The sequence below is a fragment of the Pseudomonas sp. 3A(2025) genome (assembly GCF_054589175.1).
Genome location: NZ_BAAILM010000113.1, coordinates 722,630 through 745,826, shown reverse-complemented (window position 1 = coordinate 745,826; position 23,197 = coordinate 722,630). Strand labels below are relative to the sequence as shown.

The 23,197-nt window shown below is 63.0% G+C and carries 19 protein-coding genes; 8 read left to right on the top strand and 11 right to left on the bottom strand.

All coding sequences use genetic code 11. The annotated features are described in order from the left end of the window. Position 1 precedes the first annotated feature (1 nt). Positions 2 to 817 (bottom strand): TlpA family protein disulfide reductase, encoded by an 816-nt coding sequence (locus ACYP2A_RS30055; RefSeq protein ID WP_459749556.1) that lies wholly within the window; start codon positions 815 to 817, stop codon positions 2 to 4. Further along, positions 817 to 1,719: a LysR substrate-binding domain-containing protein gene (locus ACYP2A_RS30050; RefSeq protein ID WP_459749555.1), complete on the bottom strand. Its 903-nt coding sequence runs from the start codon at positions 1,717 to 1,719 to the stop codon at positions 817 to 819. The genes ACYP2A_RS30055 and ACYP2A_RS30050 overlap by 1 nt, the downstream gene beginning before the upstream one ends. A 124-nt stretch (positions 1,720 to 1,843) precedes the next feature. Here ACYP2A_RS30050 and ACYP2A_RS30045 point away from each other — a divergent pair, with 124 nt between their 5' ends. Genes ACYP2A_RS30045 through ACYP2A_RS30035 form a run of 3 tightly spaced genes read left to right on the top strand, consistent with a single transcriptional unit; the run spans position 1,844 to position 4,896 of the window. Then, complete coding sequence (locus ACYP2A_RS30045) at positions 1,844 to 2,767, top strand: sugar phosphate isomerase/epimerase family protein (RefSeq protein ID WP_459749554.1); 924 nt, start codon at positions 1,844 to 1,846, stop codon at positions 2,765 to 2,767. Then, a complete protein-coding gene (locus ACYP2A_RS30040; RefSeq protein WP_459749553.1) occupies positions 2,748 to 3,527 on the top strand; it encodes an SDR family NAD(P)-dependent oxidoreductase in 780 nt (259 codons plus the stop codon). The genes ACYP2A_RS30045 and ACYP2A_RS30040 overlap by 20 nt, the downstream gene beginning before the upstream one ends. 52 nt (positions 3,528 to 3,579) lie before the next feature. Further along, positions 3,580 to 4,896 (top strand): MFS transporter, encoded by a 1,317-nt coding sequence (locus tag ACYP2A_RS30035; protein WP_459749552.1) that lies wholly within the window; start codon positions 3,580 to 3,582, stop codon positions 4,894 to 4,896. Positions 4,897 to 4,920: 24 nt separating this feature from the next. On the opposite strand, the gene ACYP2A_RS30030 is transcribed toward ACYP2A_RS30035, so the two are convergent. Next, positions 4,921 to 6,186, bottom strand: coding sequence for an OprD family porin (locus ACYP2A_RS30030; protein ID WP_459749551.1), 1,266 nt, complete (start codon positions 6,184 to 6,186; stop codon positions 4,921 to 4,923). A 179-nt stretch (positions 6,187 to 6,365) separates the two neighbouring features. On the opposite strand from ACYP2A_RS30030, the gene ACYP2A_RS30025 reads away from it, so the two are divergent. The 3 genes from ACYP2A_RS30025 to ACYP2A_RS30015 are packed head-to-tail and all read left to right on the top strand — an operon-like array spanning position 6,366 to position 9,252. Then, positions 6,366 to 7,385, top strand: coding sequence for a TRAP transporter substrate-binding protein (locus ACYP2A_RS30025; protein ID WP_459749550.1), 1,020 nt, complete (start codon positions 6,366 to 6,368; stop codon positions 7,383 to 7,385). A 5-nt stretch (positions 7,386 to 7,390) separates the two neighbouring features. Then, positions 7,391 to 7,936: a TRAP transporter small permease gene (locus ACYP2A_RS30020; protein WP_459749549.1), complete on the top strand. Its 546-nt coding sequence runs from the start codon at positions 7,391 to 7,393 to the stop codon at positions 7,934 to 7,936. Further along, a complete protein-coding gene (locus ACYP2A_RS30015) occupies positions 7,933 to 9,252 on the top strand; it encodes a TRAP transporter large permease (RefSeq protein WP_459749548.1) in 1,320 nt (439 codons plus the stop codon). The genes ACYP2A_RS30020 and ACYP2A_RS30015 overlap by 4 nt, the downstream gene beginning before the upstream one ends. Here ACYP2A_RS30015 and ACYP2A_RS30010 read toward each other — a convergent pair whose 3' ends face one another. The 6 genes from ACYP2A_RS30010 to ACYP2A_RS29985 are packed head-to-tail and all read right to left on the bottom strand — an operon-like array spanning position 9,253 to position 17,228. Next, positions 9,253 to 9,990, bottom strand: a complete 738-nt coding sequence (locus ACYP2A_RS30010; RefSeq protein ID WP_459749547.1) for a PA3715 family protein — start codon at positions 9,988 to 9,990, stop codon at positions 9,253 to 9,255. Beyond that, positions 9,983 to 10,642: a hypothetical protein gene (locus ACYP2A_RS30005; protein WP_459749546.1), complete on the bottom strand. Its 660-nt coding sequence runs from the start codon at positions 10,640 to 10,642 to the stop codon at positions 9,983 to 9,985. The genes ACYP2A_RS30010 and ACYP2A_RS30005 overlap by 8 nt, the downstream gene beginning before the upstream one ends. Before the next feature lie 17 nt (positions 10,643 to 10,659). Continuing rightward, positions 10,660 to 13,062 (bottom strand): efflux RND transporter permease subunit, encoded by a 2,403-nt coding sequence (locus ACYP2A_RS30000; RefSeq protein ID WP_459749545.1) that lies wholly within the window; start codon positions 13,060 to 13,062, stop codon positions 10,660 to 10,662. Beyond that, positions 13,052 to 14,170 (bottom strand): YCF48-related protein, encoded by a 1,119-nt coding sequence (locus ACYP2A_RS29995; protein WP_459749544.1) that lies wholly within the window; start codon positions 14,168 to 14,170, stop codon positions 13,052 to 13,054. Before ACYP2A_RS29995 ends, ACYP2A_RS30000 begins: the two co-directional genes overlap by 11 nt. 52 nt (positions 14,171 to 14,222) lie before the next feature. After that, the gene (locus ACYP2A_RS29990; protein ID WP_459749543.1) at positions 14,223 to 15,572 is read right to left on the bottom strand and encodes a DUF1329 domain-containing protein; all 1,350 of its coding nucleotides are present in this window, start codon (positions 15,570 to 15,572) and stop codon (positions 14,223 to 14,225) included. A gap of 18 nt (positions 15,573 to 15,590) precedes the next feature. Then, complete coding sequence (locus ACYP2A_RS29985) at positions 15,591 to 17,228, bottom strand: DUF1302 domain-containing protein (RefSeq protein WP_459749542.1); 1,638 nt, start codon at positions 17,226 to 17,228, stop codon at positions 15,591 to 15,593. A gap of 229 nt (positions 17,229 to 17,457) precedes the next feature. Between ACYP2A_RS29985 and ACYP2A_RS29980 the strand changes: the two genes are divergently transcribed. Both ACYP2A_RS29980 and ACYP2A_RS29975 read left to right on the top strand, forming a co-directional pair. Beyond that, on the top strand, positions 17,458 to 19,365 hold the full coding sequence (locus ACYP2A_RS29980) for a methyl-accepting chemotaxis protein (RefSeq protein WP_459749541.1): 1,908 nt from the start codon (positions 17,458 to 17,460) through the stop codon (positions 19,363 to 19,365). A 74-nt stretch (positions 19,366 to 19,439) separates the two neighbouring features. After that, positions 19,440 to 20,126 carry a GntR family transcriptional regulator gene (locus tag ACYP2A_RS29975; RefSeq protein ID WP_459749540.1) on the top strand — a complete coding sequence of 229 codons (687 nt, stop codon included), beginning with the start codon at positions 19,440 to 19,442 and terminating at the stop codon, positions 20,124 to 20,126. Between the two features lie 116 nt (positions 20,127 to 20,242). Here the strand turns inward: ACYP2A_RS29975 and ACYP2A_RS29970 are convergent, their stop codons facing one another. Both ACYP2A_RS29970 and ACYP2A_RS29965 read right to left on the bottom strand, forming a co-directional pair. After that, complete coding sequence (locus ACYP2A_RS29970) at positions 20,243 to 21,802, bottom strand: bifunctional 3-(3-hydroxy-phenyl)propionate/3-hydroxycinnamic acid hydroxylase (RefSeq protein WP_459749539.1); 1,560 nt, start codon at positions 21,800 to 21,802, stop codon at positions 20,243 to 20,245. A gap of 20 nt (positions 21,803 to 21,822) precedes the next feature. Further along, on the bottom strand, positions 21,823 to 23,197 hold a 1,375-nt coding region (locus ACYP2A_RS29965; RefSeq protein WP_459749538.1), incomplete at its 5' end, for an aldehyde dehydrogenase family protein.

Below are 23,197 nucleotides of genomic sequence, written 5' to 3'. Positions count from 1 at the left end.
CTTATGGGCTGGCTTGCGCCCTCAACGCCTCAAGCGCCTGGGCCAGACTGGCACCCGACAGTTCGCCCAGATGGTTGCCGATCTGCCGGCCCTGGGCGTCGTAGAACAAGGTGGTGGGCAGTGCGGCAGAGCCAGCGCTGCGGCCCAACTGGCCCTCAGGATCAAGCAACAGGTTACGCAGGCTCAACGACTGGCTGCTCAGAAAACGCTGCACGGTGTCGGGCGTCTCGCCTTGATTGACGAACAGAAACTCGATATCGGCATGCTCGGCCTGAGCCGCCATCAGCACCGGCATTTCACGTCGGCACGGCGGACACCAAGTGGCCCAGAGGTTGACCACCCGCAGCTTGCCCGGCGGGTTATGCCAGTCGGCGTGCTGGCCGTGTTGATCGTAGAGGGTCACCTCGGGCAGTGAGTTGGCGCGTTGCAGATTCTGCAGGATCAGGTTGCCGCCACCCCAGCCCAGTACACCCACGGTCAGCGCCACGCCCAGCGGCTTGCGCAACACAGGATTGCGCCATAGCTGCCAACCGCCCAGTGCCAATGCAGCGATCACACCGGGCACTGCGCTGAAACCGCCATCGCGGATATCGACGATGCGCCACAATTGGCCTTGGTAATGCTCGAAGTAGCGGACCACGAACACCAGCCGCGCCACCACTAGCGCGACGATCAATAGCCTGAACAGCTGACGCTCAGGATTGCAGCCCTGCCGCCGGCCCACCCACCAGCCGATCAGAGTTGCCAGCAACAGACTGGCCAACACCAACGCGTGGTGCATGCCCAAGGCAAAGGGACCTATGTTTAACGTCAGCATCATTGCCTCCACGCACGCAACAAACGAGTGAAATGCCCTGCCGCTTCGGACAGTGGCCGGTCGGTCGGCGTGGTCAGGCCGACTGGCGCCCGCAGCAGCGGGCTGGCGAATGGCAAGGCCGTGACGATGCCCAGGCGCATATCCAGATCGACCACGCCGCGTTGCACGAACCACACCGCGTCATGGTCTTGCACATACACCCGCGAGAAGGTTTCGCTCACCGATTCAAGGATCTGAAAACCGCCGCTAGCGTTCTGCGACAGCAGAAAATTATCGACGCTGATGCGCACCAGCGTGCCTTGCGGCGAGGCGATCAGCACGTAAGGGCGCAGGTCATCGAGGCGCAAATGCTCGCGTGCTGTCAGCGGATGGTCCTTGCGCACCACCATCAACAGGTCTTCTTCGTAGAGCGCCTCGAACGCCACGCCGAGCATGTCGCGGCCAATCAGGCGGCCGACGATCAGGTCGATTTCATCGGTGCGCAACTTGCCCACCAGATAGTCGTAGACCCCTGACAATACCTGCACCCGCACGTGTGGATAGAGTTCGCGCATCTGTGCAACCACCGGCGCCAGCATATAGCCGGCGGCGGTGGGCAGTGCACCGATGCGCAGCAGTTGCGGGGTTTCGGCAGCCATCTGGGTCGGGTCCATGGCCTGGCCGAAACTGGCCAGGGTTTGCGCCGCATGCTTGTGAAAGGTCTCGCCGGCCGCTGACAGGCGTACGCCCTTGCGGCCGCGAACCAGCAGTTGTGCGCCGAGTTCCTGCTCCAGCTCCTTGAGGCTTTTGGACACCGCCGACAAGGTGATGTGCAGCAACTGCGCGGCGCTGGCCAGGCTGCCGGCACTGACCACGGCAAGAAATACCCGCAGATGACGAAGGTTGATCAGGGACTGGCTCATAGGGCGGGGCTCTTCAGGGGTTAACCCACAGGTTGATTAACGCGGATTTTATATCAATTTAATCAACCCAAGGTTTGACCTAGTATCGCCTCAGGTACTCGATAACAACTTCAAGGAAAACCTCATGACGCACCCCGCACCGCGCCTGGGGGCTTCAAGCGCCTCGTTGCCCAGCCTCAGCCCCGAAGCGCTGGCCGATGAACTGGCTCGCCTGGGTTATCAGGGCGTCGAATGGCGAGTCGCCGATACCGGCCAGCTCGACCCGCGCCAGCCTTGGGACGCCCGGCACAATAACCGTTGCACCATTGCCCCCGACCAGATTGCCGTCGCGCGTATCCAGCGCCACTGCCAGGCGCTGGGCCTGAAGATTTTCGGCCTGAGCCCGTACCTGACGGTCGGTGATCTGGACGCGGCCTTGCACCTGATCGACCTGGCGGCGATTGCCGATCAGGCCCGGCTGCGTTTGTGGGCGCCAGGCTATGAAGATGAGCGCTACCCCGAAGCCTATGCGCGCATGCGCCGCTTTCTTGATCGGCTGTTGCCGCATGCCGAGAAGCAGGGCGTGCGCCTGGCACTTGAGGTGCATCAACGTACCATCTGTTCCAGCCCGTCGCTGGCCATGCGCGTCGCCGAGCATTATCCGGCCAGCCATCTGGGCATCATTTACGACATCGGCAACCTGGCCATCGAAGGTCGCGAAGACGTGCAACTGTCGCTGGACCTGATGGGCGCGCACTTGGCCCATGTGCAGGTCAAGAACGTGGCTTACCGTCCATTGGCCCCAGGCCTTGGCTGGCAATGGAACTGGTGCCCGCCGGACGAAGGCGTGCTGCCGCTGCGCAGCATGCTCGCCACGCTGGCCGCCAATGGCTTTGCCGACTGGGTGTCGATCGAAGACTTTTCCAGCGTCCATGACGACCGCGACAAGCTGCTGCGCAACCGCGACCTGATCCGCGACTACATGCAGTCGAGCGAGTCGTCTGCCGCGCCCGTAACCACCACCACAACAACAACGAGGCATTGTGCCAATGAACACTTCTCACGCTGAACGCCGCGTGGCGCTGATTACCGGGGCTGCCGGTGAGCTGGGGCGTGCCATCTGCACACGCCTGTGCCGTGACGGCCTGGACATCATTGCCGTCGATCTCAACCTCGAGGCCGCCCAGGCGCTGGTCCATGAGCTGCAACTGGCGCCCGGCCAACGCGCCCTGGCGCTGCACGCCGATCTGGGCAACGAGGCTTCGATCAGCGCGATGGTTGAACAGGCCGGCGCAGCATTCGGGCGTATCGATGTGGTGGTCAACAATGCCGCCGTCAACCATCGCGGCTCGATCTTCGATTTCGATCCTTTGCTGTGGGACCACATGATGGCGGTCAACCTGCGCGGTCCTGCGTTGCTGTGCCAGAAGGTCGCCCCGTACTGGAAGGCACAGGCGCGCGGCGGGCGAGTGATCAACATGGTCTCGCGTTGCTGGGTCGCCGGTGGCCCGCCAGCGTACGTAGCGTGCAAGGCCGGGCTGGTCGGTCTGACCCGCTCGATGGCCCGTGAGCTGGCGCCGCTTGGAGTCACGGTCAACGCCATTGCGCCCGGCCTGTTGCCGTCGGCCTTTACCCTCGATGGCCGCGATGCTGAGAGCTTTGAACGCATGGCCGCAGGCTCCATTGCCAGCACGCCGCTCAAGCGCCTGACCACGCCTGAAGACATCGCCGGCACCACTTCTTTCCTGGCCTCCAGCGATGCTGCGTTCATCACCGCCGAGGTGATGCATGTGTGCGGTGGCAGCCAACTGGCACCGTTCGGCACCTGACCGGCAACACGCTTTACAACCCCTATAAAGACAAGAAAAGCAGGTTGACCCCATGACGACTTCACACATAAAAGACCCGCGCATGGCCCGTAAGGCGGCCTTTGGCAGCTTTCTGGGCAGCGTGGTCGAGTACTACGACTTTTTTATCTATGGCTCGGCAGCGGCGCTGGTGTTCAGTACGCTGTTCTTCCCGTCCAGCGACCCGATGGCCGGCACGCTCGCGGCGCTGGCCACTTTCGGTGTCGGCTACATTGCGCGACCCATCGGCGCGTTGCTGTTCGGCCATCTGGGTGATCGCCTCGGGCGCAAGCACGTGCTGATGCTGACGCTGTTGCTGATGGGCATCGCCACCACCACCATCGGCCTGTTGCCGACCTACGCCAGCATCGGTGCCTGGGCACCGGGGCTGCTGGTGGCCTGCCGCTTGCTGCAAGGCTTGTCGGCCGGCGGCGAGCAGGTCGGTGCCAGCCTGCTGACCATGGAGCATGCGCCCGGCAAGAAAAAGGCTTTCTACACGAGCTGGTTGATCAACGGCGCATCGATGGGCTCGATTCTGGCCACCTCAGTGTTCATCCCGTTGTCGATGCTGTCCGAGGAGCAACTGCTGTCCTGGGGCTGGCGCATTCCCTTTCTGCTGAGCGCGGTGCTGGTCGGCTTTACCTTGTTCATTCGCCATGGCGTCGACGAAAGCCCGGAGTTTCTGGCCAACAAGGCAGCCAAGGCCGAGGCGCAGCAGGCGCCGGTGATCGAGATGTTCAGCAAGGAATGGCGTGCGTTCATCACTGTGTTCTGTTGTGCGCTGATCTGCTCGGTGTCGTCGCTGGTGATGATCTTCGGCCTGTCGTGGGGCGCCAATAACCAGGGCATCGACCGCGCCTCGATGCTGTCGGCCATCGCCGCCAGCCAGGTCGCGGCGCTGATCTGCCAGCCGCTGTTCGGGCTGCTGGCCGACCGCATCGGCAAGAAGCGCATCTTCGTGATCGGCTCGCTGGCCTGCAGCGTCGGGGTGTTTGTGTTCATGTGGTCGATCACCACCGGCAATATCGCGCTGATCATCCTCGCCACTGTGCTGCTCAAGGGCGTGATCTACAGCGCGCCGAACGCGTTGTGGCCATCGTTCTACGCCGAGATGTTCAGCATCCGCGTGCGCTACACCGGCGTGGGGCTTGCCACGCAACTGAGCTTTATCATTGCCGGCTTCTCGCCAACCCTGTGCTACGCACTGCTCAAGCAGGATGCCGGCTGGTTGCCGGTTGGTTACTTCATGGGCGGCCTGGCGTTGATTGCTGCCATTGCCGCCATGCTCTCGCGCCCGGCCAGCGATACTGGCAGCGACCGGGTTCTTGAGCCAGTCGCACCGCGTCATTGAACTTGGGTAAGAGGGTGATGTGGGTTAGAACAGCGGCAGCGTGTACCCCACGATCACCCTATTCTCATCGATATCAGTGGTCAGGCCGCCGCTGGAGCGGAAGGTGGCGTTGCGCAGGCGGATGTTCAGGCCTTTGAGCGTGCCGTCCTGGAAGGTGTAGACCAGGTCGGTGTCACGCTCCCATTCCTTGCCGCCGCTGACCCGCGCCGTTTCGATGTTTTTGCCGTTTACATAGCGGCTCATGAAGCTCAGGCCGGGAATGCCCAGTGCGGCAAAATCGTAATCGTAGCGCGCTTGCCAGGCGTCGGTTTCGGCCTTGGTGAAGACGTTGACCGTCACCAGGTTCACCGAGTAAGGGTCCAGGCCCGGGTAGGCGAAATCGCCGTCGCCCGACAGGTTCTGGTAGCCGACGCCGAACTTGTGCGCACCGACACCCAGGGTCAGCATGCCGTTGAAAAAGCGGTTGTCGATGCGCCCGCCGTCAACCCGGGCGGCGCTGCGATAGCGGTGCTCGCCGTCTTCGCCGGTGTCGAAAAAGCGCAGGTCGGTTTTCAGGGTTATGTCTTCGGCCAGTTTGGCGTTGTGCGTCAGGCCCGCAAAATGCTGGCGATAAATACTGTCCATCTGCGCGTAGTAGTAGCTCAGCGTCAGGTTCGGGTTCAGCGCGTAGCTGCCGCCAAACAGGTCCAGATGCGCGCTTTGCACGCCGGCGTAATTCATCTCGTCGTTGCTCGACGAATCACGCAGGTTGATCTTCTCCAGACGCCCGAGGTTCAGGGTAAGGCCATCGATTTCCTTTGAGGTCAGCAGGCCGCCCGAATAGGTCGACGACAACAGGCGCACATCGTTGTAGGCCGCGACCGGCAGCGCCGGTTGCAGTGTGCCCAGCTTGAGCACACTTTTGGACAGCCTGACCTTGGCGGTCAGGCCCAGCTCGCTGTAGTCGTCTACCGGCTCCAGACTGCTGGCGCCAAACGGCAACAGCCCGGTCCCGCGACGGTCACGGCTGGAGTCGAGCTTGAGGCCCAACTGGCCGATGGCATCCACACCAAACCCCACAGTGCCTTCGGTGAATCCCGATTCCAGGCGGGCGGTGAATCCCTGCGCCCACTCCTCGGCCTTGGCCTGCGCGGCGCCGCCCTGGCGGAAATCACGGTTCATGTACATGTTGCGGGCTTCGAGGCTGGCCTTGCTGTCGGCAAAAAAGTCGGCCTGTACAGCGCCGCTGAAGCTGCAGGCTGTACCCAAAAGACAGGCGAGTGTGGGCAGCGGGTGTCGATTCCTGATCATTGTTTTTATCTCCAGGAGGTACGTGATGAGCGCTTATCAAGCCATATGGTTAATTTATTAACAATGGTAATGTGCCTTGGATGTTGACAATTTTTTATAAAAATTTAATTTGTTAATGAATTGCGCTTCCAGCCGCCATTGCGCTCGCATGGCTACAAAAACAAAACGGAGCTACCCGCATGAAATCCATCACGATTGCCGCCCTGTGCCTGGCCATGGCAGGGACTGCGTCGGCACAGGCCGACACCATCACCCTCAAGGTCGCTCACTTCCTGCCCTCGACCTCCAATGCCCAGGTCAACATCATCGAGCCGTGGTGCGAGCAGTTGCGCCAGGAATCTGCCGACCGCATCAAGTGCCAGCTGTACCCCTCGATGCAACTGGGTGGCACGCCGGCCAAGCTGGCTGACATGGCGCGCAATGGTGTAGCCGATATCGTCTGGACCGCGCCGGCTTATTCGCCAGGCAAGTTCCCCCGCGTCGAAGCGCTGGAGCTGCCGTTCGTGCTGCCGTATGGCGGCAAGGCCGGTAACGACATCATCTGGAATTTCTACGAGCAGTACGGCAAGGACGATTTCAAGGGCTACAAGGTGCTGGTTGTACATGGCGACGGCGGTATGAATCTGCACACCCGTGGCAAGGCGGTGCAGACCCTGGCTGACCTCAAGGGCCTGAAGCTGCGCGCTTCCAGCCGCACTGCGGCCAAGACCGTCGAAAGCCTCGGCGCCACAGCGGTGAGCATGCCGCCGGCACAGATGACCGAAGCCATTTCCAAGGGCGTGGTCGATGGCGCGCTGGCCGCCTGGGAGGTGGTGCCGGCGACCAAGCTCGATGAAGTGACCCAGTTCCACAGCGTCACCCCGGCCGGGCAGCCGGCGTTCGGTTACACCGTGCTGGCCATGCTCATGAACCAGAAAAAATTCGACAGCCTGCCGGCCGATGTGCAGGCAATCATCGAACGCAACAGCGGCAAGGTGTTGTCCGAGCGTTTCGCCACCGCCTGGGACAAAGCTACCGATGCCGCCCACGATGCCACCCCGGCCCAAGGGCTGGTGAGCATCGAGGCCGCTGCCTACAGCGACATGCGCAAAGCCTCGGCCAGCGCGGTCGAGCAGTGGGTCAGCGAAGCCGATGCCAAGGGCCTGGATGGCAAGGCACTGGTGCAGCAGGTGCGTAGCCTGTCTGGCGTGGCGCAGTAATCGCCATGCAGGAATCTCTGAGTATCGAATTCGCGGTTGAACCGCACCACGGGCCGCTGCGCCGCTTGCTCAGGCACGTCACCCAGGCGTTTGCCCTGGGCGGCGGCCTGTTGCTGATGGCGCTGATCGGCATGTCGCTGGTGTCGATCATCGGCCGCAAGCTGTTTTCCGTGCCGGTGCGCGGCGACATGGAACTGGTCGAGGTGGGCGCCTCGATTGCGATTGCCGCCTTTCTGCCGCTGTGCGAACTGCGCGGCACGCACATCAAGGTCGATGCGCTGACCTCGTGGCTGCCTGCCGGGGTGCGCGCGTTTCTGGATGGCGTGGCGCATCTGCTGTGCTGTGTGGTGGCCTGGATTCTGGCGTGGCGCACCGGGCTGCAAATGCTCGACAACCATGAAAACGGTGACACCACCACGCTGTTGTCGTTTCCGTTGTGGGTGGCGCTACTGTGTATCGTGCCCAGCCTGGTGCTGTTGGGGATCTGCGCGCTGGCGCGGGTTCAGGATGTCTGGTTCAAAGCCAGGACCACGTCGGGAGCAGGATCATGAGCGGTCTGGGATTGGGGCTGGTCGCGCTGGGTATCACCATGGCGCTGTTGCTGCTGCGCGTGCACATCGGCATCACCATGCTGATCGGTGGTGCGGCATGTTTCTGGGCGGTCAACGATGGCGACCTGTCCAGCTTGCTGTTCACCCTCAACGACCTGGCGTACTCGCGGCTGTCCAACTACGACCTGGCGGTGATTCCGCTGTTCGTGATGATGGGTCAGTTCGCCACCCACGGCGGCCTGTCGCGGTCGATCTTTCGTTGTGCCTCGGCCTTCATCGGGCACTGGAAGGGTGGCATGGGCCTGTCGGCGATTGGCGCGTGCGCAGGTTTTGGCGCGATCTGCGGTTCGTCACTGGCCACCGCCGCGACCATGAGCCACGTAGCGTTGCCCGAGCTGCGCCGGCATAACTATTCCGGGCGGCTGGCCACGGCGACGGTGGCGGCGGGCGGTACGCTGGGCATTCTGATTCCGCCGTCAGTGCCGTTGATCATTTATGCGGTGTTGACCCAGGAATCGATCGCCAAGCTGTTCATCGCCGCTATCGTGCCTGGAGTGATTGCCATTCTTGGCTACATGCTGGTGCTGCGCATCATGGTCGCTCGTGAGAGCCAGGCCACCCTGTCGCCCAAGGCTTCAGGCGCCGAGCGGGTCAAGGCGCTGATTAACGTCTCGCCGGTGATCGGCGTGTTTCTGGTGGTCATCGTCGGTATTTATGGCGGCTGGGCCAACCCCACGGAAGCGGCGTCCATTGGTGCGGCGGCCTGCGGGATTCTGGCGGTGTGGCAAGGTGGCATGCGCTGGATCGGCATTCGCGCCAGCCTGCTGGGCACGGCAGAAACTTCGGCGATGATCTTTCTCGTGCTGCTGGGCGCCGATCTGCTCAACTCAGGCCTGGCGCTGACGCAGATGCCCGGCGAACTGGCTGCCTGGGTGATCGCCAGCGGGCTGGCACCGTTGCTGGTGCTGATCATCATCCTGGGGCTGTATTTGATTCTGGGCTGCGTGATGGATTCTCTGGCGATGATCCTGCTGACCATCCCGATTTTCTACCCGATGATCATGGGCCTGGATTTCTTCGGCCTGAGCGAGTCGGACAAATCCATCTGGTTCGGCATCCTCGCCCTGATGGTGGTTGAAATCGGCTTGATCCATCCACCGCTGGGCATGAACCTGTTTATCGTGCACCGCACCGCCAGGGACGTGCCGTACGGCGAAACGGCCAAGGGCATCGTGCCGTTTCTGTGCTCGGACTTGCTGCGCATCGTCTTGCTGGTCGCGTTTCCGGGGCTGAGTCTGTGGTTGTTGACGGTGTGATTACCAGGCGCGGGCCAACTGCGCTGGCACCGGGTAGCGCTGGCCGTCGTATTCCAGCGTGGCGCGGGAGACGACAGGCGTGCGTTCGACGGTTTCGCAATCGTCGCCCTTCGCCACGTCTTTGGTATGCACGGTCTTTTCCTCGACCAGTAGGCTGGCCAAGCCGTTCTTGCTCTTGCCGGCGATCGAAATCGTGCGCTCTGTCTCGGTGAAATCACCGTTGCACGCGCCGTCCCAGTCGGCGCTGCTGGCCCTCACTTCCAGCTTGTCCATGACCGGGCGCACGGTCTGGCCGTCGAGTACATAGAGGTTCAGCAGCGTACCGCTGTAAGGGTTGACCCGAGAGGACCCCGTATGGCTGATGCGCACGCCAAACGCGCGCAGTGTGGGCGTGAGTTGATAGCGTGCCGTGTCCAGCGCCAGGCTTTCAAAAAAGATGGCGTCTGACACGATCGCGCCGGGCTGGTAGTGCCGGGCAATGATCTTGCCGGTGGCGGTGTCGGCAACGATCACGCCCAGGCCATAGTCGCCCTGGCCATCGGCGTCGACGTTCTCGGCAAAGGGCAGGGCGGCCAGGGTCTGGCTGGCGTTGCCCGGGTTGATCTTGCACACGGCGTGTTCGCTGTCGAGCTTGAGGCCGGGCTGCAGGGTCTTGGCCCAGGTCTGCAAATGCTCTGTGCAGTCAGCCGACGCGAACAGAGGGGTCACCAGTAGCGCCAGGGCAAAAAATTTACGCATCGAGCTTTATTCCTTTAAATAACAGCAGGGCCAGCAATAGTGCCACGAACGTGATTATCCCCAGGCGGCTGCGTGACGGTGGGCGTGAGCGCGGCGTTTGAGGCGGCGTGGCGGGTGCGCAGTAACGCAGTGCTTCAGTACGCTCTGGCGACAGTATGCGGTTGCCGATACCCGGCTCAAATCTGCCGGGAAATCCCGGCACCGAGACATTCATCAGCTCGCCAAAGGTGCGGTACGCCGAGTTACTGTTGACGGTGTCACGCAAGAGGTTGAAGCCGTAGTTGGGGTAGTTCAGGTCTTGCGCATTGAATGCTGACACTGCGTTTACGGCAGTGTTCCAGCGCGCGAGAATTTCATCTTTGTCGCCGATGATGACGGTGCATGACGGCTGATTATCACGGATGAAACTGGTCCTGTTGACCGGGGCGCCGATTGACTTGGCATAGGCTGCATCGTGCGGGTAATGCCAGGCACGCAGTGAATGCCTGGCCTGGTTGGTACCGATCGGAACGGCCTGACCGGTCCGTCGCTCGGTGGCCAGGCCGTGCAACTGCGCCAGAGCATGGCCGTGCTCATCGCGCAGTACCCAATAGTTGTGCCCGGCAACCCCGAGAATGTTGAGTGAGCGTGCCTCTATCGAATAACCACGCATGGTTGCCTCTTGCTTCGTTAGCGTGGGTGCAGGTTGCCCTCTTCACGGGTCAGCAGCAAGCGCGCCAGCGCCGGTGTCAGGATCAGCGCGCCGAGCATGTTCCAGATAAACATGAAGGCCAGCAGAATGCCCATGTCGGCCTGGAACTTGATCGGCGACAAGGCCCAGGTCGCCACGGCGATGCCCAGGGTCACGCCGGTCAGCACCACCACTTTGCCGGTCGACAGCAGCGCCAGGTAGTAGGCCCGCGACAGCGCGATGCCCTGGCGCAGGTTGGCCAGCGTCACGCTGAGAATGTACAGCGAGTAGTCCACGCCAATACCGACGCCCAGGGCGATCACCGGCAAGGTGGCGACCTTCAGGCCAATGCCCAGCCCGACCATCAACGCCTCGCACAGAATCGAAGTGAGCATCAGCGGCAGCACTGTGCACACCACCGCGCGCCACGAGCGGAAGGTGATGTAGCACAGCAGCGTCACCGCCGCGTAGACCATCAGCAGCATCTGCACGTTGGATTTCTTGACCACAATATTGGTCGCCGCCTCGATCCCGGCGTTGCCGGCTGCCGACATGAATTGCAGGGTCTCGCTGTTGTTGGCGGCGGCAAACGCCTCGACGGTATTGGCCACACGCGTCAAGGTGTCGGCCTTATGGTCGGCAAGAAACACGTTGAGGGTCAGCAAGTCGCAGTTCTGGTTGAACAGCTCACGTGGTGCGCGGGTGATGATCGCGTTGAGCAGGCCCTGGTTACGCGGAATCTCGTACCAGGTCAGGCTGCCTTCGTTCATGCCGGCGGCGGCCTGTTTGCTCAGCGCCGCCAACGAGGTGGTCGAGACCACGCCGGGCAACTGTTGCAAGCGTGCTTCCAGGGCATCGACCTTGACCAGGGTTTCGTAGTTGGCGCAGTAGTACTGCGGGGTCTTGACCATCACCACGTACTTGTCGCTGCTGGCCGCGTAATTGCTGACCATGAAGGCGTTGTCCAGGTTGTAGCGCGACTCGGGGCGCAGCTCTGGCGCCCCGGGGTCGAGGTCGCCGACCTTCAGGTGCAAGCTGACCGCAAAGCCGGCCACCGCCAGCGCCGCCGCGATCAACAAGGCGCCGTTGCTCCAGCGGCCGGGACGGGTGAACAGATCGAGAAACGCCCACAGCGCATTGCGCTCGTTCAGCACGTCGCTGGTGGCGCGCTGTTCGGCGTCGGCCTCGCGTTGCGCGGCCTGTTTGCTGACGCCGGTGTACGACAGCAGCACCGGCAGCAGCACAAGGTTGGTCAACACCAGCACCAGCACGCCGAGGGTGGCGGTGACGGCCAGGTCCTGGATCACCGGAATGTTGATGATCATCAGCACCGCAAAGCCCACCGCATCGGCCAGCAGCGCCATGGCGCCGGTGAGGAACAGGCGGCGGAAGGTCAGGCGCGCGGCGGTCAGTTTGTCGGCGCCGCGACCGATGTCCTGCATGATGCCGTTCATCTTCTGCGCGCCATGCGACAGGCCGATGGCGAAGATCAGAAACGGCACCAGAATCGAGTACGGGTCCAGGCTATAGCCCAGCGCGGCGAGCAGGCCCATCAACCAGACCACCGCGACCACCGAACACAGCAGCACCAGCAAGGTGCTGCGCACGCAACGGGTGTACCAGTACAACACCAGCGCGCAAATCAGCAGGGTGCCGGCGAAAAACAACTGCATCAGCGCCAGGCCGTCCATCAAGTCGCCGACCACCTTGGCAAAGCCGGTAATCGCAATGTCGACCTGCGCGTTGCTGTACTTGCTGCGCAGTGCTTCGAGTTGCAGCGACAGCGCCTGATAGTCCAGCGCCTGGCCGTTGGCGGTGTCTTGCAACGGCACGATGATCACGCTGGAACGCAGGTTCGGCGCCACCAGCCGGCCGATCTCGCCGGAGCGTTCGACGTTCTGCCGCACCTGTTCGATGCTGGCCGGCGAGCCGTTGTAATCCTCGGGAATTACCGGGCCACCGTCGAAGCCTTCTTCGGTTACGCCGATCCAGCGGGTGGCCGGCGTCCACAGCGATTTCATGTACGGGCGGTCGACGCCGCCGAGCAGAAACAACTCGTCGTTGAGCTGCTTGAGGGTTTCCAGATACTGCGCGTCATAGATGCTGGCGCCGTTGCTGCGCACGGCGATGCGCAAGGTATTGCCGCCCTCGCCAAGCTGGCTGCGGTACTTGAAGTAGTTCTCGATGTACGGATGATCCACCGGGATCATGCTCTCGAAAGCCGCGCTCAGGCGCAGGTGCTGCGCCTGCCAGCCGAGCAGCGCACTGGCCAGCAGGCACAGCAGCACAATCAGCCAGCGAAAGCGAAACAGCACCCGCTCGGGCAGGCCGCCGGAACGCGGGTCGAACAGGCTGATCGTGGAGTCGCTGCCAGACGGCGGGTGTTTGACGTTACTGTTCACGTGGCGTGCTCCGCTTCAAGGCATCAGGACTCTGTGAATCAAGGCTCAGCCGCGACAAGCCGCGCGCGCTGCTGACCAGCACCTGGCCGTTGGCCAATTCGGTGAGGCCGGTGAGGTAGGCCGGCTCAGCCAGCGGCGTGGCGGTAAAACCTTGCAGCGGGTCAGTACTGCCCAGCAGCCTGCCGGACTCGTCGACCAGCACCACACGGCCATCGCTCAGGCGAGTGCCGGCGGTGAGGGTGATCGGTTGCGGGTTGGCGATGCCTTGCCAGCTGTCGCCGGCATCGTCGGACAGAAAAATCTTGCCGCGCAGCCCGAACGCCAGCAGGCGCTTTGGCCCTGCCGCGACCAGCCCGAACAGGGTGCCGCTGGCCGGTGAATCCAGGGCCTGAAAGCTGGCGCCGCCATCGGTTGAGCGCAACAGCAGGCCTTGCTCGCCGGCAATGAACACGGCGTCACCTAGCGCCTGGATGGCGTACAGGTGCAGCGCGCCGGGGTTGTCCAGTTGCCGGTCGACCGGCTGCCAGTGCGCGCCGCCATCTTGTGTGGCAAAGGCCAGGCCATAAGCGCCGACGACGAGGCCGCGTTGCGTGTCGAAAAAGTGCACGGCCAGAAACGGTTTGTCCGGGCCGTCGGCGAGCTGATTGCGTGCATCGTTCAAGCGCCGTTCGGCCGCCGCGCCGGGTTCGGTCGTCAGGTTTTGTTCGGCGGCCTGAACCAGCAAACGCGCCGCTTCACGGCCGTCCAGTTGCAATTGCCAACTGCGCCCGCCGTCATTGCTGTGCAGAATCACCCCGGCGTGACCGATGGCCCAGCCTTGCTCGGCGCTGGCGAATGTCACCCGGGTCAGGGTCACGCTGACCGGCGCGGCGACTTGCTGCCAGGTACTGCCGTTGTCGTCGGAGCGCACGATAAAACCGCGCTCGCCCACCGCCACCAGGGCGTTGCCGGCGCGGGTTACATCAAGCATCAGCGAGCGTTGCGCCAAGGCACTGATCAATGCCGGTTGTTGCAGCGGCTCGGTGAGCACGGGGGCCTCTTTGGCGCTGCCGGTCATGGCGTGCAGGCACAGGCATGCCGTCAGCAGGCTGACTGGAAATCGTTGCATCGTTGAATCCTCGAACGAGGGGCGGGCGCGCAGGCCCGCCCTTGAGGCTGGGTCAGCGTGCGGAGTCCGACGCCACCGCGTTGCCGGTGAAGAAGTTCTCCGGCTTGCGCGGCACGACCGAGTAGCGCTCGCCATTGAGGCCCTGCACCACGCTGTAGGTGCCGGCTTGCAGGTTGTAGATGACCACCGGCTTGACCACCACGGCCGGGATCGACGGCACTACGAACGGCAGCACCTGATTGACCCGCCACAGTTTGCCCTGCGCGTCGTAGCCGTCGACCATGGCCACGGTCCAGCTGTCTTCGTCGATGTAGAAGCGCCGCTTGGGCACGGCATGGCGTTTGCCGGGGGCAACGGTGGCCTCGACTTCCCAGACACGGTGCAACTCCCAACGCATCTTCTCCGGGTTGAGCACGTCTTTGGTGTTCACATCCTCAGGCTTTTGCGCATGAAAGTTGTTGGTGTTGTAGGGCACGTACATTTCTTTCTTGCCGATCAGCTTCCACTCGTAGCGGTCCGGGTGGCCAATGAAACCGTGCACTTCATCGAAGTAGTTGGCGCCGGAGGCGACAAAGTCGGGGGTGTCGTAACCCACGGTCGGGGCACGACGTACGCGGCGCTGGCCGACCAGGTATTGCCAGGCATCACGGGGGCTGGCGGCGTTGATACTGTCGTGGGTCACCAGCGATTCGCCGGCCTTGAACGGCGGCTCGTTGGTGATAAAGCGCAGCAGCACGTACTGGCCTGGCCATTTCTCGGCGCTACCGTCTTTGTAGTAGTACGGGTATTGCCAGTTCTCGACGCCCCGGCTGGCCATGGTCCGCGAGCCGTCGGCGTTGCCGATGGTGTTGCGATAGCCCATTTCGATCGACTCGGCTTCGACGCGCAGCAGCGAGTTCCAGATCAGTTCGTTGCCGTTTTTCGGAATCGGGAACGGAATGCCACCGTAGCAGCCCTGCACCGATAACCCTGCTTCAGTGAGCTGGCACTTGCTGGCGTTGCCGGCGGTGTTGTCATACACCCATTGCGGCGCGGCCGCCGTGCGGTGGGTGGGGTAAACGTCGATGAAGAAGCTGTTGGGGTATTTCTGCAACAGCGCCTGCGTGCCTTCGCTGAGTTTGCCGGCGTACTGGCTGGCGTTGGCGGCGGTGATGCGCACCAGCGGTTTTTCACCGGGGAAAGGGTCAGCCGGTACATCGCCGAACTTGGGGCCGGCGATGTCTTTGGTCAGCCCGCCGGTCCAGGCCGGAATGCTGCCGTCGGCGTTGCCGGCACGCTCGGCGCCCAGCGGGGTGAGGGTGGTCTTGAGTCTGGCGGCTTCTTCGGGCGAGACCGCCGCCATGGCGGTGCTGGCGATCAGGCTGGCAGCGAGGGCCGTGAGCAGCAGAACTTGTCTTTTCATCTTATTGTTCTCCGTGGATCAGAAAGTGCGCTGGATCGAAAAGGCGATGAAGTCTCGGTCCTTCAGGGTTTGCTCGAAGGTGTAGTTGTTGTCCTGGCCGACGATGGGGCCGCCGTCGCCGAAGAAATTGGTGTAGCTGAGCGAGGCGTACCACTGCTTCTGGTAATCGGCCTTGAGCGCCAGGGTGAAGTCGCCGCCGTGCTCGGGCGCGAACGCCTGCGGGGTGACCGAAGAGCGGCCGTAAGGGGTGTAGCCCACGGTGATCGGCAACTGCACGTCGACGCCGGGGAAGACCTGGAAATACTGCGGCTCAAAAGTGGCGCGCACCGAATAGGCATCGCGGGTGCTGTTGGGGTCCAGGCGTTCGGCGTTGCGCTTGACGCTCAGGCGCCGGTTGAACGCCACTTCACCGACCAGCGATGCACCGTCCCACAGCGCGTTGCCGCCGTAGACGTTGACCATCGACAGTTGCGCATGCAGCGAGTCGCCGATCGGGTACAGCGCGCGGCTGCTGTTGTTGGCGGTCATGTCGCCGGTGACCACCACACCGCCGTTGGCGGCCAGCGGCGTGTCGACGCGCATCGAGATTTCACCGGCGATATTGGCCTCACCCACCAGGGTGCTGAAGCTGGCGCCGTAGGTCTTGATGTCTTCGGGGTAGACGTTGATGAAGCTGTCGTCGCCGCCGAGAAAGCCCGGCCGGAAATACCAGACCGGGGTCTTGTCGTGGTAACGCGCCGCGTACAGGCCGAACTCCCAGTCCTCCAGTGCAAAGCGGATCTGCCCGCCGAACTGGCCCGAGTCGCGGGCCTTGATGTCGCTGCCGCGCAGCAAGCGGCCGCCGGCGAAGTACACGCTCTCGGCACCATCACCCACAAAGTCGCCCACGTTGAAATAGCTGCCGGAGCCGGGCAGGCGGGTCTTGTTCCATTCGAACTGGTAGTAGGCGCCGACGCTGACGGTGTCGGTCAGTTGCCAGTTGAACGAGAACTGCTCGGTGGGCAGCAGGATTTCCTTGAACTGCGAGCCGGGCACCGATTGCAGCTTGACCAGGTCGACGGTGCTTTGCGCGTTGGCGATGCCGTTGGCGCCGAAGAACAGGCTCTCGCCGTAGATCTGGTTGAACTGACCCAGGCGTGCCGACAGGCGAGTGGAGCCGATATCGGTGGCGCCGTAGACAAAGGCGTCGAGCAACTCGCCGTCGCGGCCGTGCAGGTTGCGGGTCTTGCGAGTGAATTCGTTGTAGCGAACGCTCACCGGGTTGGCCGTGCCCGGCGAATTGTTGTCGTTGCTCTCGTTGTACACGGTGTCGTACCAGGCCGCGCCGCTGATGCGTGCGCCGACATCCTTGTACTTGATGTCCAGCTCCGAGAGCAGGTCGAAGCGGTTGGAAATCAGGCCGGTGCTGAAGTTGCGGTCACCGTCGTCGACGTTGGGGTTGGACGCCGAAGACATCACGTTGTCGGCGCGCTCGTTGAGGCGCCAGGCGTTGCTGTATTTGACGGTGTTGTCCCAGCGGGTGGTGAGCCCGTCGATGCCGGTATCGAAGGTGAAAGCCATGGCGTTGGCCGAGCACAGGGCAATGGCAGCGCTCAGGGTGTTGACCGTACGCCGGGTGAAAACCGGTGTGACGCGGTGGCGTTGCTGGATGTTCATGGATACCTCGTCTGCATTTTTATTGTTGTTACAGGGGGTTCCATCTGTGAGCACGGTGGCTTCAGATGATGCTTTTATTTTTGTGCATTATTATTTTCTTTTTGCTTATTGTGATGCTTTGTGCACAAAAATAGGATGCCTGAGGAAGGGAAGTCAAGCAAAAAACCGAGACTTGCCGCCAAAGGCGCCATCACTGGAATGCCATAGGAAAAATAAAAAGATGAAATCTATGTCTGCACCGTTTCAATCGCTGTCCATCGGCACCTTGCTGGCCTTGGGTTTCAGCCTGTTGTGCGGGCTGAGCGTGCTGCTGGCGGCGGCGATTGCCGGCAATCTGCAAGCGGTGTTCGAAGGTCAGGGCCGGCTGCACAGAATTGTCAGCGTGCACGAGGCGATTCTCGCCACCCGTATCGCCGAAAAGAGTTATCGCCTGGACGGTCGTCAGGCTGATCAGGAGGAGGTGCAGCGCCTGCTGCAAAGCATGGTCGAGCCACTGCACGGCCTGGGTGAAGCGCAAGCGGCGCTGCTGGCTGCCAGCCAGGATTACCGCGCCCAGTTCCAGCGCCTGGCCCAGGCGCGTGGGCGAGTGCTGGAAACCCAGCAGAGCATGGGCGTGGAGGCCGAGCGGGTACGGCTCAGCTTCGAGAGCGTCGAGCAGGATGTGATCGAATCGTTGATGCAGCCAGACACTGACCCGCTGGCGGCCATGGCACAGACCGAAAGCGCCACGCTGCTGATGCGCAAGCTGCTGGCGCTGCGCAACATCGAATGGGCCTACAGCCTGACCCTGCAACCGGCGCATTACGACCAGTGGGTGCTGCAACTGAGCGACCTGCGCTCATCGACCCAGGCCCTGGCCGGCGGCGCCCAGACGCAGCAACGCGCCTTGCTGGATGCGGCGCTGGAGTCGCTGGAGCGCTATCGCACAGCGTTCGAGGACTATCACGCCAGCGGCGCGGCCAGCCGTGAGACAGAGCGCGAAATGGACCGTATCGCCGAACAGATGCTTGGCGTGTCCAGCCAGTTGCGCGAACAGATTGCCGCGCACCAGTTGCAGCTCAAAAGCGATGCCTATGCCTGGCTGCTGGTGATGACCGTGCTGGTGGTGCTGATCGGCGCCGTCGCGGCCTGGTTCATCCGCTCACGGATCATTCACTCGTTGCGCGACACCGCCGCCTTGGTCGAGCAGGTCGCCGCCGGGCGCCTGGACCTGCACATTGACGGCGAGCGCCGCGATGAACTGGGGCTGGTGCAGCAGGCCATGAAACGCATGTGCACGAATTTGCACGGCATCGTCAGCCGTATCGAACAGGGCGCGGTGGGCTTGAGCGCAGCGTCCAGCGAACTGGCACGGGTCACCGAAGACATGACCCTGGGCGCACAAAGTCAGGTGGATGAAACCGAGCGGGCGGTGGACGCCATGCACAGCATGAAGGCCACCCTGGTCGATGTGCTCGGCCGTACCGAACAGGCCTGCGCGGCCGCCGGTTCCGCCAGCCAGGGCAGCCAGGCCGGCAGTGCCGATGTCGGCGCGACCGTGGCACAGATTACCGGCCTTGACGATCAGGTGCGTGAAGCCGGACAAGGCATGCGCTCGCTGGATGCGCGCAGCATGAGCATCGGCCGGGTGCTGGAAGTGATTCAGGGCCTGGTCGAGCAGACCAACCTGCTGGCCCTCAATGCCGCCATTGAGGCGGCCCGCGCCGGCGAGATGGGCCGGGGGTTCTCGGTGGTCGCCGACGAGGTGCGCAGCCTGGCCAATCGCACGCAGATGTCGGCGGCAGAAATCGCCGGGATGATCCAGTCCTTGCAGCACGACAGCAAGGCGGTGCTGAACCGGGTCGAGCGCGCCGGCGAAGAATCGCTGCGCGCCCGCGAGCATTCGGCACGGGCGAGTCAGGCGTTGAGTGGCGTCAGCAGCGATGTCGCGACCATTCATCAGATGAATCTGCAGATCGCCAGCGCCACCGATGCACAGAACCGCATGGCCGGTGAGGTCAGCCGCAGCATGCTCTGTGTGCGGGAAGCGGCGGTGCAGGGCCAGGGCCGCAGCGTGCGCGTGCGTCAGGCCAGCCATGAGCTGGAACAACTGGCCGGGCAACTGCGTGAGGCGTTGGGATATTTCCGGCTTAAATGATGTCAAAAAATTGCACAAATCTTCCTTTGTGCATAAAATCGACAAGCGTGCAACATCCATGGATACCCACTGACATGCTTACTCCACACAGCGGCTCTCTCATCGAGGTGGCCTTGCAGCAGATGAAAAAGTCGATCATCTGCTGCGACCTGGCCCCCGGCGAAAAACTCAAAGTGGCCGAGCTCTCGCAGAACTACGGCCTGAGCAGCTCACCGATTCGCGAAGCGCTCAATCGCCTGGCCCAGGAAGGCATCGTCGAGGCCGTCGAGAACAAGGGTTTTCGCGTCGCGAAACTGTCGGTCGAGGACTTCCAGCAGATCACCCAGTTGCGTCGCCTGCTCGAATGCGAAGCACTGGCCGACGCGATCCGCCATGGCGACGATGCCTGGGAGGCCGATGTGCTGGGCGCCTACCATCGCCTCGGCGTGGTCGAAAAACGCCTGGGCAGTATTTCGGTGGCGCTGGACGATGACTGGTCGGTGCGTCACAAGGCCTTCCACTTCGCCCTGTTCTCCGCCTGCCCGTCGGTCATGCTGCTGCGCCTGATCGACTCGCTGTTCGACCAGGCCGAACGCTACCGGCGCTTCTCGGCCTTGCACCGCAAGGTCGAGCGGCACAAGGGCGACGAGCACAAGGTGTTGATGGACGCGGTACTGGCCCGCGACATCGAAGCCTCGACGCAGATGCTGGGCAACCACATCGGCGGCACCCTGAAAAACGTCACCGACGTGCTGCGCCAACAGCATTCGACGTTGCAATAAGGGACAGCACGCCGAACCCGTAGGACCGACCGGGCGGCGATCCGCTTTAGTCGGGAAAGGCGCAACACGGTGTCGTGCCCTTCGCGGCTGAAGCCGCTCCTACGAGTTGAGGTGGATCAACCGCGCAAGCGGCCCAATGCCTGGCGAATCAATTGCACGGCCTGTTCAAGGTCGTTGGCGCCGCCGTACACGTAATGGTCCGGTCGTACCAGCAGTACCTCACAACCCTGTCGTGCCATCCAGCTACCCAGCACGCCATCGTGCTCGCGGTACTGATTGGCATTCGATGGCTGTGCACTCAGTTGCACCACACTCACCGGAATGTCCTGCCCGGCCAGGCTGTCTTGCAATGCACTCAACAGCACCTCGGTGGCGGCAAACCCTTCGCTGATCACCAGCCGCAGGCTTTGCCCGGTAAAACGGTCCAGCAGGTCTTCGCGGCCCTTGTGGTCGGTCACCCGTGGCTGCGGGAACAGCTCGCCTGCCGGCGCCTGGCCGTCGATAAAGCCGCCCTTGAGTCCCGGAATCAGCGACTGGCGAATTGTGCCGCTAGGTGTGCTTTCCAGGCTGACCAGCAGTACCCGGTCACGCTCGGCGGCGCGCAGCGGGTCGCGCTCGCAGATGGTCTGGCCAAACTCCTTGGCCACCTCGGTGGTGCGTTTGACGTGAGGCGCACGTTCGACCTGATACGTGTCGAGCAACGAGGGCGCCGCCACGCCACGGCGGACCAGCGCCAGTTTCCAGATCAGGTTCATCGCGTCACGAATGCCCTGGCACATGCCTTGCGCCAGAAACGGCGGGGTCATGTGCGCGGCATCGCCGAGGAAGAACAGGTTGTCGATCCTCCACTGTTCCAGAATCAGCGCGTGGAAGCGGTAGCTCGATGCACGCCAGATGTCGTAGTCACCCGCTGGCAGCCAGCGCGCGATCAGTTTCTGGATGGACTCAGGCTGCATGATTTCAGTGGGCGACTCATCGTCGTTGATCATGAACTCCCAGCGCCGATGCCGGCCCGGCCCCACCACGAAGGTGCTCGGCCGTCCGGTTTCGCAGTACTGCACGTTGGTCACCGGCAAGCTGTCGCCGGCCCCTTCCTTGAGCATCACATCGACCACCAGCCACGGCTCGTCGAACGCCAGGTCTTCCATGTTCAGTTGCAGGTGCATGCGGATCGGGCTGGTGCCGCCGTCGCAGGCCAGCAGGTAAGCGGCGCTGGCTGTATCTTGTGAGCCATCGGGGTTGCTGAAACTGACGCTGACCTGGCCTTCGCGCTGCTGAAAACCGAGCACCTCGCGACCGAGGCGCACCTCGACGTGCGGCCAGTGCTGCAGGTTGCTGCGCAAGGCGCGCTCCAGCGGCGGCTGCGAGAACACATAATTCGGCGCCCAGCCGAGCTGAAACGGCGGCTTGGCGGCGTCGATGTGCTTGATCAACTGCGCCGCGCCATTGAGGTAATGCGAGGCGCGATAAGGCATTACGTGCTCGGCGATGCTGTCGGCCAGGCCAATGTTGTCGAAGGTGCGCATGGCCTCGTGGTCCATGCCCATGGCCCGAGGGTTCTGGTAGACGCTGTCGCTCTTGTCCAGCACCAGCGTGCGCAGGCCCCAGGTGCCGGCGAGGTTGGCGGCGGTAACGCCCACCGGGCCCAGGCCGACGATGATCAGGTCGTAATCCATAATGTTCTCTCTTGTTGTTTTCAGGCCTGGGTGTAGGCGGTTTTCAGCGTGGTGAAGAAGTCGATGGCGTGCCGGCCCTGTTCCCGTGGTCCGTGACTGGAAGCCTTGGTACCGCCGAACGGCACGTGGTAATCGACGCCGGCGGTGGCGGTGTTGACCATCACCATGCCGCTCTGCACATGCCGCTTGAAGTGCGTGGCGTGCTTGAGCGAGCTGGTGCAGAGGCCGGCCGACAGACCGAACGGCGTGTCGTTGGCGATGTGCAGCGCGTGTTCGTAGTTGTCGGCGACCAGCGTGCAAGCCACCGGGCCGAAGATTTCTTCCTGGGCGATGCGCATCGATGACTGCGCGTCGACCAGTAGCGCCGGGCTCATGTAATAGCCCTCGGTGTCGCGCTTGAGCGCCTCGCCGCCCCAGGCCAGTGATGCGCCTTCGTTGCGGCCGATGTCAATGTAATCGAGGTTCTGGCTGAATTGCGCCATGTCCGCCACCGGGCCGATCTGGCTGTCAGGGTGCAGGGCATGACCGACGCGCAGGTTTTTCAGGCGTTCGATGACCGCCTCGACAAAGCGTCCGTGAATGGCCTTCTCGACGATAAAACGCGACGACGCCGTGCAGCGCTGGCCGGTGGAGAAATACGCGCCTTGCACCGCACATTCCACAGCCTGCTCCAGGTCGGCATCGGCGAGCACCACCAGCGGGTTCTTGCCGCCCATTTCCAGTTGCAGCCGGGCAAAGCGCGAACCGGCCGTTTGCATCAGGCGCTGCCCGGTGGCAGTCGAGCCGGTAAAACTGATGGCGCGCACCGCCGGTGACTCGGCCAGTGCCTGACCGATCACGCTGCCACGGCCCATCACCAGATTGAAAGTGCCCGGCGGCAGGCCGGCGCGGCTGATGATCTCGGCCAGCGCCCAGCCACTGCCCGGCACCAGATCGGCCGGCTTGAACACCACCGCGTTGCCATAGGCCAGCGCCGGGGCGATCTTCCAGGCCGGAATGGCGATGGGGAAGTTCCACGGCGTGATGATGCCGACCACGCCCACCGGCTGGCGCAGCACATCGACTTCGATGCCGGGCCGTACCGAATCCAGATGCTCGCCGCTGACGCGCAAGGCTTCACCGGCGAAGAACTTGAAAATCTGCCCGGCGCGCACCACTTCGCCAGTGGCTTCGGCCAGCACCTTGCCTTCCTCACGAGCCAGCAAGCGGCCGAGCTCTTCGCGGCGAGCAAGGATTTCGCTGCCGATCAGGTCCAGCGCATCGGCGCGGCGCTGGCTACCCGCTGCTTGCCACAACGGCTGGGCCGCCGTGGCGGCGGCGATGGCGCGCTGCGTGTCGTGGGCATCGCCTTGCGCGTACAGGCCGACGCTTTCGGTCAGGTCCGACGGGTTGAGG